We start from the raw sequence: 13552 nt of genomic DNA, 5'->3' as shown, positions 1-13552 counted from the left end.
TTATTGTATATTTATGGTTGCAAATTTAGATAAAAATACCTGTAATTAAAGAATGAATTCCAACGAAATTGACATCCACGCAGCATTAAAGAAGTATTTTGGATTTTCCCAATTCAAAGGGTTGCAAGAGCGTGTGATTCGAAGTGTGATTGATAAGCAAAATACGTTTGTGATTATGCCTACGGGAGGCGGAAAGTCACTCTGTTATCAATTGCCAGCCTTGATTCAAGAAGGAACCGCCATTGTAGTGTCTCCTTTGATTGCTTTGATGAAAAATCAAGTCGATGCGATTCGCAGTCTTTCGGCAACCGAGGGTGTGGCGCACGTGCTTAATTCTTCCTTGAACAAAACGGAAGTTAATCAGGTGAAAAAAGATATTGCCACGGGTGTAACCAAGTTGTTGTATGTGGCCCCAGAATCACTTACAAAAGAAGAATACGTTGAGTTTTTACAATCGGTCCCTATCTCTTTTGTAGCCATTGATGAAGCGCATTGTATTTCGGAATGGGGTCATGATTTCCGTCCTGAATACCGTAATTTACGTGCCATTATCAAGCAATTGGGGAATATTCCTGTGATTGGTTTGACGGCTACAGCGACACCCAAAGTCCAAGAAGATATCCTCAAAAACTTAGATATGACCGATGCTACCGTTTATAAAGCCTCGTTCAATCGACCCAATTTGTTTTATGAAGTTCGAACCAAAACCAAAAATGTGGAGGCCGACATCATTCGTTTTATCAAACAGAACAAAGGAAAGTCGGGTATTGTTTATTGTTTGAGCCGCAAAAAAGTAGAGGAAATAGCTCAAGTATTGCAGGTGAATGGCATTAGTGCAGTACCGTATCACGCGGGACTCGATGCAAAAACACGTGCCAAACACCAAGATATGTTTTTGATGGAAGATGTTGAAGTGGTCGTGGCAACGATTGCCTTTGGAATGGGAATTGATAAGCCCGATGTGCGTTTTGTGATTCACCACGATATTCCAAAATCCTTAGAAAGTTATTACCAAGAAACGGGTCGTGCGGGTCGTGATGGTGGTGAAGGCCATTGTATTGCCTACTATTCTTATAAGGATGTTGAAAAACTCGAAAAGTTTATGGCCGGAAAACCTGTGGCTGAACAAGAAATAGGATTTGCGTTGCTTCAAGAAGTAGTCGCCTACGCAGAGACTTCCATGTCGCGCCGTAAATTTTTACTCCACTATTTCGGAGAAGAATTTGATGCTGAAACCGGGGAAGGCGCCGATATGGATGATAATGTGCGCAATCCCAAATCCAAAAACGAAGCCCAAACTCAAGTCAAAATGCTTTTAGAAGTTGTACGCGACACTAAGCATTTGTACAAGTCCAAAGAGATTGTCTTTACACTTATCGGCCGAGTCAATGCCATTATCAAAGCGCATCGTACCGATACCCAACCCTTTTTTGGTTGTGGAAAAGCATTTGACGAACGCTACTGGATGGCGCTTATTCGTCAAGTATTGGTCGACGGTTTGTTACTCAAGGATATAGAAACCTACGGTATCTTAAAAGTGTCTGAAAAAGGTCATGCGTTTATCGCCTCTCCGCATTCGTTTATGATGTCGGAAGACCATGAGTATAGTGAAAGCGAAGACGAAACGATTGTAGCCGCTTCCAAAGCAACGGGAACCGCAGATGAAGCCTTAATGGCCATGCTGAAAGAGTTGCGTAAAAAAGTAGCCAAACAGTTGGGCGTACCTCCCTTTGTGGTGTTTCAGGATCCCTCCTTGGAAGATATGGCGCTAAAATATCCTATAAACATTGACGAATTGACCAATATTCATGGTGTAGGAGAGGGTAAAGCAAAAAAGTACGGTAAAGATTTTGTGACTTTGATTGCCCGTTATGTTGACGATAATGAAATTATTCGTCCCGATGATTTGGTCGTGAAATCTACAGGAGCCAACTCCTCCAACAAATTGTATATCATTCAAAATATCGACCGAAAATTGTCCCTCGAAGATATTGCTTCCGCCAAAGGCATGAATATGGATACTTTAATGAAAGAAATGGAGCAGATCGTCTATTCGGGAACGAAATTGAATATTGGATATTGGATTGATGAAATACTTGACGAGGACCAACAAGAGGAAATTCATGAGTACTTTATGGAGTCCGAAACCGATCGAATTGAAGATGCCTTACGTGAGTTTGACGGCGACTATGATATTGAGGAACTTCGTTTGATGCGCATTAAATTTATCAGCGAAGTAGCTAATTAGGTACAAACTACACACAAGGTTTGGAACCGCAATTCAAGCAATTGAATTGCGGTTTTTTTAATTTAAAATTCATAATTCATAATTCATAATTTTTCATTCATACACCTCTCCCCGGTGCGGTTTCAACGCATCTCGTATCGAAATCATATACGATTCAGGAACCACTAAGTAGGCAATGGCGTGCATTTCATGGAAAATTTCAAACCCAGTAATTTCAAGGGGTAATTGTTCTCTACGAATGTATTCCTTTAAATGGATTTCATGGTGTTCTGCGGTTTTAGCCGAGGTGAGTCCTCGGAAATCCCAAATGAGTTTGATGTTACGATTCATTAAGTATTTAATTTTCAGTAGTTATGTTTTTTTTATACATTTGAAAAAACAAACTAAACCAATGAAACAAAAGTACATTTTAATTCTATTATTTATGCTTCTTAGCATAAATCAAAGTCAAGCTCAAGGGAATTATACGGTCAATGCATTTCCTTATATCCCTTTTCAAGGATCAATGACCAATATCAATACCAATGATGATATGTGTTCTGGATTGATACCCCTTCCTTTTTCGTTTGATTATTATGGTACCACTTACAATCAAGTGGTGATTAGTACCAATGGATATATTGATTTTAGAAGTTCGAGTGCAAATTTATTTTCGCCGTTTTCCTTTTCAATAGCTATTCCAAATACTACATTTCCAGTAAAAAATTCTATTCTAGGAGCCTATCAAGATTTGTATAACACGACAGGAGGTTTTATTGGATATGGAATCTATGGTACGGCTCCGTATCGAAAATTTGTAGTATATTATTATCAAAATGCTTTATTTGCTTGTTCAACCCGACGCAGTACATTTCAAATTGTTTTACATGAAACATCCAATCTTATCGATGTCATTCTTATCGACAAACAAGCGTGTCCTAACTCCAATGCTGGTCGAACTGTAACGGGGCTCATAGATGCCACAGGGGCTAATGGAATTGCACCTCCTGGTCGTAATACTGGATTCTGGGCGGCATCTCAAGAAGCGTGGCGATTTTCAAGACCGGGGTATTTTTCCAATTATAATTATGTAGTTTGTGACGCAAACAACGATGGTATTGGTGAATACCTTTTGGCTACCCTTCAAAATGATTTGGCTCCCTCCAATCCGTCGTCTGTTGTATTATATCAAACGTTAACCGATGCTACTCTTCAAGCCAATCCAATTACTGGATCAGTCTATACTTCGATTTCTTCCAATCAAGTGGTTTATGCGGCTTTTAATGGGCAAATCAAACCAGTGACGTTACAAGCTATTGATTGTGCCATTGATGTGGATGCAGATACTGTGCCTACTGCTTTAGAGGATTTGAATGGCGATACGAATTTGGCTAATGATGATACCGATGGAGATGGAATTCCAAATTATAGCGACAATGATGATGACGGCGATATGATTCTTACGAATTTAGAATACGTTTTTCCAAGAATGAATGCCAATGCGGTTCAAAATTCATTATTAGATACTGATGCCGATGGTATTCCTAATTATTTGGATAACGATGATGATGGTGATGGAGTTTTGACCTATTTAGAAGATTACAATGGGAATGGCAATCCAGCCGATGATGATACCAATGGCAATGGAACTCCCGATTACATGGAAAGTAATGTGGCTTTAGGAACTACCGAACTCACAGCAGGAGTTGTAGGGGTTTATCCCAACCCCGTACAAGATGTATTGTACATTCAAAATGATCAAAATATAACCCTTCAATCAATAACGATTTACAACGTACAAGGGACACTTGTGAAAAATATTGCCAAAGCGACAACGGTTTCTTCTATTCCGGTGGGTGACTTAGCTTCGGGGTTATATTTGATTCAATGGACCACGGACAAAGGGGTTTCCACTACGAAATTTGTGAAACAATAGCACATTAATAATTATCTTAAAAAAAGTCGGTTGTATTACCGACTTTTTTTATATTAAAAAAAAATCGCCCATGAACATTCATATAGTAGGTGTTGCATTTCTGTTTACACTTTTTGGAATGGCCCAAGAGCTAACATTAGATCGCGCCAATGGTTTAGCTCGTTTACCCCTAAAATGTTTGCAGCAAGAATATCCAAATAAGTTAAATCAACTACTCATCGACGCTACCGAATTGGGTTCTCCAAAAACCTTACATCCCGCCTTTTATGGTTGTTTTGATTGGCATTCGGCCGTGCATGGGCATTGGAGCTTGGTCTACTTGCTAAATCATTTTCCGCAATTGGACAACCGAAATCAAATTATAGAAAAACTACAAACCAATCTTAGCAAAGCCAATATTGATGCAGAAATAGCTTACCTTTCCAAAAAGCATGAGAAATCGTTTGAGCGAACCTATGGATGGGCGTGGGTGTTAAAGTTGCAAATGGAGCTGGAACGTAGCAACGATGCCGCCTTGAATACTTTGGGATATAATTTGAAACCGCTATCTCAATTGCTATGCGAGCGTTATATAGAATTTTTACCCAAACTTAATTATGCCCTTCGCGTAGGTACGCATACCAACACGGCCTTTGGAATGGCTTTGGCCTGGGATTATGCCGTTTATTCCAATAATATTGCCTTACAACAATGTTTACGTCACAACGCGCTTCGTCTTTTTATAAACGATCAAAATTGTCCCTTTACTTGGGAGCCGAGTGGAACCGATTTCTTGTCGCCTTGTATGGAAGAAATCGGATTGATGCAACGGATTATGGAACCCAACGCTTTCATGAAATGGTTGAAAGCCTTTGCTCCCGATTTATTTCGTAAAAATTATACCTGGGAACCGGGCAAGGTGAGCGATCGCACCGACGGTCATCTCGTGCATTTAGACGGTTTAAATTTTAGTCGGGCGTGGAATTTATATTATTTAGCCCATGCTTTTCCAAAAGAATTACCCCATTTGAAAGCGTTAGCACAAAGTCACCTCAATTTTTCTTTGCCTGCCATTGTGGATGGCAATTACGAAGGCGAACATTGGTTGGCGTCTTTTGCTTTGTATGCTTTTGAAGCCCAAGGAACGTTAGAAAAGTAGTACTTTTGCTCCATGCCACGTGAACTTCAATTTCAAGTCACTCCCGATGTCGCTGCACAACCTGAATTGCTACAGCTACATGTTGCGCGTCTTATGCAAGTTGGTCTCCAAGATATTCAACACGTTATCGTTCGAAAACGGAGTATCGATGCCCGCCAACGCGCTATAAAAATCAACATTAAAGCAGCCATTTATTTCCAAGGGGAAGCCATCACCGAAGAGGAGGTTCGCTTACCCGATTACCCTAATGTGGCCCACAAAACCCCTGTAATCATTATTGGAGCGGGTCCTGCGGGATTGTTTGCCGCCTTGCAGTTAATCGAATTAGGTTTAAAACCCATCGTGGTGGAGCGTGGGAAAGATGTTCGCGGTCGCCGACGGGACTTGAAAGCCATCAATCGCGATCATGTGGTGGATCAAGATTCCAATTATTGTTTTGGCGAAGGAGGGGCAGGAACCTATTCCGATGGGAAGTTGTATACGCGTTCGAAGAAGCGAGGCGATGTCGATCGTATTCTTCGATTGTTGGTGGGTTTTGGCGCTTCCCCCGAAATTTTGGTCGAAGCCCATCCGCACATAGGTACCAATAAATTACCCCAAATTATCCAAGATATTCGCGAAGCCATTATCCATTTTGGGGGCGAAGTGTTGTTTGAATCTCGTGTAACCGATATTTTGGTTGCGAATGGCGAAGTGCAAGGAGTTCAACTCCAAAATGGGCAACGCATTGAAGCAAAGAAACTGATTTTAGCGACAGGCCATTCGGCACGCGATATTTTTGAATTACTCGATCGAAAAAAAATCCTTATCGAAGCCAAGCCTTTTGCTTTAGGCGTTCGCGCGGAACATCCGCAAACGTTAATTGACCAAATTCAATATTCCTGTGATTTTCGTGGGGATTACTTACCGCCGGCTCCTTATGCGATTGTCAAACAAGTAAACGGGCGCGGGATGTATTCGTTTTGTATGTGTCCCGGTGGCGTGATTGCCCCATGTGCTACGAGTCCCAGGGAAGTGGTAACCAACGGGTGGTCGCCTTCTAAACGCGATCAGGCAACGGCCAACTCGGGTATAGTTGTTGAATTGCGACTTGAGGATTTCAAACCCTTTGCCAAATTTGGACCCTTAGCCGGTATGGAATTTCAAAAAGATATCGAGCAGCGCGCTTTCCGATTGGCGGGTCAAACGCAGAGAGTTCCAGCCCAACGCATGGTTGATTTTTCACAAAAAAAGGTGTCCGCCGATATACCCAAAACCTCCTATGTGCCGGGTACAACTTCGGTAGAGTTGGGTGAGGTGTTTCCGCCTTTTTTAACCCAAATCATGCGGGAAGGTTTTGTGCACTTTGGAAAATCGATGAAAGGCTATTTTACGAATGACGCTATTTTGCATGCCCCCGAGAGTCGAACTTCCTCACCCGTAAGGATTCCTCGTGATCCCATAACCTTAGAACATCTTCAAATCAAAGGCTTATATCCCTGTGGGGAAGGTGCGGGCTATGCAGGAGGAATTATCTCCGCGGCTATTGATGGAGAGAAATGTGCGCTTAAAATCGCTGAATCGTTAGAATAAAAATTACCCCAAAGAGTAGCTAACTTTTTGGGGCTTATCAATTACTGTATCTTCTTATTTTTCAAGCGGTCTTTAAACACTTTTTCAAATTTTTCCACTTTGGGGCGAACGACCATTTGACAATAGGGTTTGTTAGCATTGTTGGCGTAGTAATTTTGATGGTACTCCTCTGCGGCCCAGAATTTTTTGAGGGGTTCTAATGTGGTTACAATCTTCGAAGGATATACGTTTTTAAAGTTCAACTCGTCAATCAACGCTTGCGCTTCCTTTTTTTCATCCTCATTTTTATAAAAAATCACGGAGCGGTATTGGGTACCCACATCGCCTCCTTGTCGGTTCAGGGTCGTAGGGTCATGTACGGTAAAGAACACTTGATAAATTTCATCTAAACTTATTACGTTGGGATTGTAGGTGATTTCTACTACTTCTGCAGCTCCCGTTCGGCCGGTACAAACTTCTTCATAACTCGGATTCTCCACAGTGCCTCCCGCATAGCCTGAAACCACTTTTTCAACCCCATTCAAATTTTGGTACACGGCTTCAACACACCAAAAACAACCACCTCCTAAGACTACCGTTTTCAATTGCGCTGCTTTCTCAGCCGAATCGGGTACAAAATCAAGCGAAACGGCATTCATACAATAGCGTTTTCCTGTGGGTTCGGGTCCGTCGTCAAACAAATGACCTAAGTGGCTGTCGCAACGACTGCATAATGCTTCAACCCGTTGCATACCGTAGGAATTATCAGGTCGGAACCAAATGCTTTTGGGATTGTCTTGTTCAAAGAAACTCGGCCAACCGCAACTGCTGACAAATTTTTGTTGGGAGCGAAACAGTTTGTTGCCACAAGCCGCACAATAATAGGTGCCTTTGGTTTCACTTTTCCACATTGACCCCGTGAAGGCACGTTCCGTATCAGCATGACGCGCTACTTCATAAAGGTCGGGGGGGAGCACTTTTTTCCATTCCGCATCAGATAAAACTAATTTGCTTGTATCGGTATTAGAGTAATATGGATTTTCGGGTTTTTGAATTGTATTTTCCATCGTCGTTTTTTTTGTTTTTTGAGATTGTTGCGGCTGATTTTGACCACAAGCCGTTGTGGTCAATAAGCTTAAGCTGAGTAATAAACAATATATTTTTTTCATGTTTTCAATACTTTACCCTACAAAGGTATCAAGCAATTACGTTTCAAATCGTATTTTAGTTTATAAAGGGCGATGCTTTAAGGAAAGTTTAACGCTTGTTTGTAAAGCTTCGACAAAATTACACGAGAATTATTGTACTTTTGACCCTAGACATCCCGCTATGAAAGAAGAACAAGTCATTTTAGTCAACGCCAACGATGAGCCTATTGGTTTGATGAATAAGTTGGAAGCCCACGAAAAAGCCGTGTTACATCGCGCATTTTCTGTTTTTGTTTTAAATGATAAAAATGAAGTGATGTTGCAACAACGGGCGCATCACAAATACCATTCGCCATTACTTTGGACGAATACTTGTTGCAGTCATCAACGGGCGGGTGAAACCAATATTCAAGCGGGCAAAAGACGTTTGGAGGAGGAAATGGGTTTTGTAACCGAATTAAAAGAATTGTTTCATTTTATCTACAAAGCGCCTTTCGATAATGGGTTGACCGAACACGAACTGGATCATGTGATGATCGGGTATTACAACGGTGAACCTGCTATCAATCCTGAAGAAGTAGAACGTTGGAAATGGATGGACATCGAGGCCATTCGCGAAGACATGAAAAACCATCCTGAGTTTTATACCGTATGGTTTAAAATCATATTTGACGAATTTTATCATTACCTCGAAGACCATAAATTATAATCATGCGCGTTACTGTATCCCGAAAAGCTCACTTCAACGCGGCGCATCGTTTGTATCGAAAAGATTGGACGATGGAGCAAAACCAAGCGGTATTTGGCAAATGCAATAATCCTAATTTTCACGGCCATAATTATGAGCTTATTGTTTCTGTGACCGGAGAAATCGACCCTGAAACGGGTTATGTTATTGATGTGAAAATCATTTCCGACTTGGTGAAAACGCTGGTGGAAGACGCGTTTGACCACAAAAATCTCAATTTAGATGTGCCCGAATTCCGTGAGTTGAATCCAACCGCCGAGAACATTGCCGTTGTGATTTGGAATAAATTGCGTCTTCATATCGGTTTGGATAAAGATTTAGAAGTGGTGTTGTATGAAACCCCACGTAATTTTGTCACGTATAAAGGCATTTAATCATGGCATTACAAAAGGGTTCTCTAGTTCCGAATTTTACTGCAACAGACAGTCAAGGAGAACAATTCGATAGCGCCTTGGTTTTTGGGAAACAATGGGTTGTCCTTTTTTTTTACCCAAAAGATGATACGCCAGGATGTACCACACAAGCCTGTGCTTTTCGCGATCGCTACCAAGATTTTACCGATTTGGGCGCGGTAGTCATCGGTGTCAGCTCCGATGGTGTAGCTTCTCATGTGCGTTTTCAAAGCAAATACAAACTTCCGTTTACCCTATTGGCCGATAGCCAAAAGAAAATCCGAACCTTGTTTGGTGTTCCCAAAGATTTGATGGGTTTGGTAGATGGTCGTGCGACGTATGTTATCGGTCCCGATCAGAAGATTCACTATATTTTTGATTCTATACGTGGGAGTGGCCATATGGAGCGTGCCTTAGCTTTTTTAAAAAGCAAGGTTTAACCTCGTTTATTACAGTCAATACAACTAACTCCGTATCTTTGCCATTTATACACATGTACTATGAATTGGTATCCTTTGGTCTTCAAACCCATTATAAAAGAACGAATTTGGGGCGGAACAAAATTGCGTGATATTTTACACAAACCTATTGTTTCTCATGTTTCAGGCGAAAGTTGGGAACTCTCAACCGTTCCTGGGGATGTGAGTGTAGTAGCCAATGGAGCACTAGAAGGAACCGATTTAAATGCGGTCGTTGCCCTCAATCCTGAGGCGGTTTTGGGTAAGAAAGTGGTAGCACAATTCGGAAATCAATTTCCATTATTATTCAAGTTTTTGGATGCTCGTGAGGACTTATCGATTCAGGTGCATCCCAATGATACTTTGGCAAAAGAACGACATAATTCGTTTGGAAAAACGGAAATGTGGTATGTGATGCAAGCGGATTCAGGCGCACAATTAATCGTTGGATTTAAAGAAGATTCCAGTGTTGAAGCGTATCAAACAGCATTGATACAACATCAAGTAGTTGATTTATTGGAGAAACATTCTGTACAAAAAGGGGATGTTTTTTTCTTGGAAACGGGTACTGTGCATGCAATAGGTGCGGGGACATTAATTGCTGAAATTCAACAAACGTCCGATATAACCTATCGTATCTATGATTTTGATCGCAGGGATGCTCAGGGTAATCTACGCGAATTGCATACCGAATTGGCGCTTGATGCAATTAATTACCAGCACACCGAAAGTAAAAAAGCATACACCAAAAACAAGAATGAATCTAACGTAATGGTGGAATGTCCTTATTTTATGACCTCCTTTATTCCGTTGACGGATACAGTGCGTGTTCATTCCTCTTACGATTCATTTACGGTTCTCATGGTGATGGAGGGTGATTGCACGCTTTTGTATGGTGATGAAAAAATGTCAATAACCAAAGGAGCAACGATTTTATTACCCGCCGCTTTAGGGCCGGTGCAACTGAAAGGAATTGCCGAATTATTAGAAATCACAATTTCCTAACCGCATTCCGAAGATAATCCTTACCTTTGCCCAAATTTAAAATACCAAGTATTATGGGCAGTGTAAGAAACTTAAAAAAAGACATTAACTACGTATTGGGCGATATCATTGAAGCCGTTTATTTGTTGGAAATGACCACCGCAGGTAAACCCACCGAACCCACCCAAGCCATTATCACTGAAGCTTTAGTGGCTTTTGATGATTTGATGACAAAAGTGAATGCCAAAAACGTTGAAAATAGAAAAGCGCATTTCAAGCAAATCAATACAGAATTGGAAGCTACTGCGAATCAATTGGTTGATAAAATCAACGCTTTGTAAGACTGATTTTTTTCCAAAAAGTGATGGAATTATTTTGGAGAATTCAAATTCAAATTTATATTTGCATCACAATACACCGCCGGTGTAGCTCAGCTGGCTAGAGCAGCTGATTTGTAATCAGCAGGTCGTGGGTTCGAGTCCCTCCATCGGCTCTTAAAAGGAACACCTTTGTGTTCCTTTTTTTATTCGTGCTAGGGACGAGAAGTTTATCCCGAGTAACGCAGTGGATTCGGGGAGTCCCTCCATCGGCTCTTTAAAGGAACACAAACGTGTTCCTTTTCTTATTTATGAAAGGGACGAGAAGTTTACCCCGAGTAACGCAATGGATTCGGGGAGTCCCTCCATCGGCTCTTTAAAGGAACACATTTGTGTTCCTTTTTGTATATGGTATGATAGGAGAAACACTGTGGTGTTTCTTTACTGTTTCTTTATCATATCAATAACAAAGGCTCCTGTTGAGGAGCCTTTATCATATTCTATTCTTTATTTCAGATTATTTTCGAGCGATTACTTTTTCACAAGCGGCCACAATCGAAGTGCTATTTAAGCCATATTTCTCCATCAATTGTTCGGGTGTACCACTTTCTCCAAACGAATCTTTTACGGCGACAAACTCTTGCGGAGCAGGGTAGTGTAAAACCAATGTTCGCGCCACACTCTCGCCCAAGCCGCCCAAGAAATTATGTTCCTCAGCCGTTACGACGCAACCCGTTTTGGCCACTGACTTTAAAATCGCTTCTTCATCCAACGGTTTAATCGTGTGAATATTGATTACTTCCGCCGATATTCCGCGTGCTTCAAGGGCTTCTGCGGCCACCAATGCTTCCCAAACCAAATGCCCAGTGGCAATAATGGTTACATCGGTACCTTCATTCAATACAATCGCTTTTCCAATGATAAAAGGTTCGTCTGCCGGTGTAAAGTTAGGCACCACGGGACGGCCAAAGCGCAAATAAGCAGGGCCATGATGTTCGGCCAAGGCCAACGTCGCCGCTTTTGTTTGGTTGTAGTCACAGGTGTTGATAACGGTCATTCCCGGGAGCATTTTCATCAATCCAATATCTTCCAGAATTTGGTGGGTGGCGCCATCTTCTCCTAAGGTCAAACCTGCATGCGAAGCACAAATCTTGACATTTTTATCCGAATAGGCTACCGATTGACGAATTTGGTCATAGACACGACCGGTTGAGAAATTGGCAAAGGTTCCCGTAAACGGAATTTTCCCACCAATGGTCAACCCCGCGGCAATACCAATCATGTTAGCTTCGGCAATTCCCACTTGGAAAAAGCGTTCGGGGTGGTTTTTTTTGAAGTCATCAAACTTTAACGAGCCAATTAAATCGGCACATAAAGCGACTACATTTTCATTTTTCTGACCCAATTCGGTCATCCCTGCGCCAAATCCGGAGCGGGTATCTTTACTTCCTGTATTTTCGTATTTTTTCATGATGTGTTGCCAATTAATAGTCTCCTAACGTTGCTGGATTTTGCGCCAAACCACTTTCTAGTTGCGCATCATTGGGTGCTTTTCCGTGCCAAGCGTGGGTATGCATCATAAAGTCGACACCATTCCCCATTTCGGTATACAATAAAACGGCTACCGGTTTTCCTTTCCCTGTTTTCGCTTTGGCTTCCTTCATCCCGGCTAAAATCGCTTCGATGTTGTTTCCTTCTTTGATTTCCAAAACGTCCCAATCAAAGGCTTCAAATTTGGCACGTAAATTCCCCAACGACAACACATCGTGGGTTGAACCATCAATTTGTTGTCCGTTGTAATCCACCGTTGCAATCAGGTTGTCCACTTTCTTGGCCGACGCATACATAATGGCTTCCCAATTTTGCCCTTCTTGTAATTCACCGTCACCGGTTAAAATATAGACTAATTTGTTGTCTTTATTTAATTTCTTGGCTTCTGCTGCACCAATGGCAACCGAAAGTCCCTGACCCAATGATCCTGAAGCCATTCGGATACCTGGAAGTCCTTCGTGGGTAGTAGGGTGGCCTTGTAAACGAGAGTTTAATTTTCGGAAGGTGGCCAATTCTTCTACAGGAAAATACCCGCTTCGTGCGAGTACACTGTAAAATACAGGAGAAATATGCCCGTTGGAAAGGAAGAAAATATCCTCCCCAATACCATTCATATCAAATCCTTCTTTGCGCTCCATCACTTCTTGAAAAAGGCACACTAAAAACTCGGCACAACCCAAAGAACCCCCTGGGTGACCAGAATTTACAGCATGTACCATACGAAGGATGTCGCGGCGTACTTGTGTTGTTAAATCGTGTAGTTGTTGCATGTTAGACATTGTTGTGGTATTAAAATGTGGCACAAAAGTACACCGATTCTATGGGTTATACAAATCTTAAAACGTACTTATTCCTTACCTAATAATTCGTAATTCATAATTCGTAATTCATAATTTATAATTCATAATTTATAATTCATTTAGGGCGTGTCCCCGCCATCATTCTTCGCTTTCAACTCACTCTAGTCAGGCGGGGTCGGGCTGTCCGTTACAAGTCCGCGCTTGTCGTACCTCCGCGCTGTGGGCTTTCCACTGCCATCCCTCACGCAATCCTACTAAAAATAACCTTTGGTGTATTGTATCAAATTTCACATTGTCTCATT

13 protein-coding genes and 1 tRNA gene are annotated in these 13552 nt (G+C 41.6%); 10 read left to right on the top strand and 4 right to left on the bottom strand.

What is annotated here, in order from left to right:
* Window positions 1–52: 52 nt before the first annotated feature.
* Entirely contained in the window at window positions 53–2248 is a 2196-nt protein-coding gene (gene recQ, locus Q0037_RS08505; RefSeq protein ID WP_297517211.1) for a DNA helicase RecQ, read from the top strand.
* A gap of 93 nt (window positions 2249–2341) precedes the next feature.
* Here recQ and Q0037_RS08500 read toward each other — a convergent pair whose 3' ends face one another.
* On the bottom strand, window positions 2342–2578 hold the full coding sequence (locus tag Q0037_RS08500; protein WP_297517210.1) for a hypothetical protein: 237 nt from the start codon (window positions 2576–2578) through the stop codon (window positions 2342–2344).
* A gap of 61 nt (window positions 2579–2639) precedes the next feature.
* Here Q0037_RS08500 and Q0037_RS08495 point away from each other — a divergent pair, with 61 nt between their 5' ends.
* The 3 genes from Q0037_RS08495 to Q0037_RS08485 all read left to right on the top strand — a co-directional run bounded on the left by Q0037_RS08495 (window position 2640) and on the right by Q0037_RS08485 (window position 6873).
* Entirely contained in the window at window positions 2640–4163 is a 1524-nt protein-coding gene (locus tag Q0037_RS08495) for a T9SS type A sorting domain-containing protein (protein ID WP_297517209.1), read from the top strand.
* Between the two features lie 70 nt (window positions 4164–4233).
* Window positions 4234–5301 (top strand): DUF2891 domain-containing protein, encoded by a 1068-nt coding sequence (locus Q0037_RS08490; protein WP_297517208.1) that lies wholly within the window; start codon window positions 4234–4236, stop codon window positions 5299–5301.
* 12 nt (window positions 5302–5313) lie between these two features.
* Entirely contained in the window at window positions 5314–6873 is a 1560-nt protein-coding gene (locus tag Q0037_RS08485) for an NAD(P)/FAD-dependent oxidoreductase (RefSeq protein ID WP_297517207.1), read from the top strand.
* Between the two features lie 41 nt (window positions 6874–6914).
* On the opposite strand, the gene Q0037_RS08480 is transcribed toward Q0037_RS08485, so the two are convergent.
* Window positions 6915–7919, bottom strand: coding sequence for a bifunctional methionine sulfoxide reductase B/A protein (locus tag Q0037_RS08480; protein WP_297517206.1), 1005 nt, complete (start codon window positions 7917–7919; stop codon window positions 6915–6917).
* Between the two features lie 262 nt (window positions 7920–8181).
* On the opposite strand from Q0037_RS08480, the gene idi reads away from it, so the two are divergent.
* The 6 genes from idi (at window position 8182) to Q0037_RS08450 (ending at window position 11075) form a co-directional block, all read left to right on the top strand.
* Window positions 8182–8709, top strand: coding sequence for an isopentenyl-diphosphate Delta-isomerase (gene idi, locus Q0037_RS08475; RefSeq protein ID WP_297517205.1), 528 nt, complete (start codon window positions 8182–8184; stop codon window positions 8707–8709).
* Between the two features lie 2 nt (window positions 8710–8711).
* Window positions 8712–9122, top strand: coding sequence for a 6-carboxytetrahydropterin synthase (locus Q0037_RS08470; protein ID WP_297517204.1), 411 nt, complete (start codon window positions 8712–8714; stop codon window positions 9120–9122).
* A gap of 2 nt (window positions 9123–9124) precedes the next feature.
* Window positions 9125–9580 carry a peroxiredoxin gene (locus Q0037_RS08465; protein WP_297517203.1) on the top strand — a complete coding sequence of 152 codons (456 nt, stop codon included), beginning with the start codon at window positions 9125–9127 and terminating at the stop codon, window positions 9578–9580.
* A 60-nt stretch (window positions 9581–9640) separates the two neighbouring features.
* Entirely contained in the window at window positions 9641–10603 is a 963-nt protein-coding gene (locus Q0037_RS08460; RefSeq protein ID WP_297517202.1) for a type I phosphomannose isomerase catalytic subunit, read from the top strand.
* Window positions 10604–10656: 53 nt separating this feature from the next.
* Window positions 10657–10923, top strand: coding sequence for a hypothetical protein (locus Q0037_RS08455; RefSeq protein WP_297517201.1), 267 nt, complete (start codon window positions 10657–10659; stop codon window positions 10921–10923).
* Window positions 10924–11001: 78 nt separating this feature from the next.
* Window positions 11002–11075, top strand: a tRNA-Thr gene (locus Q0037_RS08450).
* 341 nt (window positions 11076–11416) lie between these two features.
* Here Q0037_RS08450 and Q0037_RS08445 read toward each other — a convergent pair.
* Window positions 11417–12370, bottom strand: a complete 954-nt coding sequence (locus tag Q0037_RS08445; RefSeq protein ID WP_297517200.1) for a transketolase C-terminal domain-containing protein — start codon at window positions 12368–12370, stop codon at window positions 11417–11419.
* Between the two features lie 13 nt (window positions 12371–12383).
* Window positions 12384–13229, bottom strand: coding sequence for a transketolase (locus Q0037_RS08440; protein ID WP_297517199.1), 846 nt, complete (start codon window positions 13227–13229; stop codon window positions 12384–12386).
* Between the last annotated feature and the right edge of the window lie 323 nt (window positions 13230–13552).

The organism is Flavobacterium sp. (assembly GCF_027482425.1).
Classification (GTDB): Bacteria; Bacteroidota; Bacteroidia; order Flavobacteriales; family Flavobacteriaceae; genus Flavobacterium.
The sequence above is the reverse complement of the archived record's forward strand: the minus strand, read 5'-3'. Positions and strand labels throughout refer to the sequence as shown.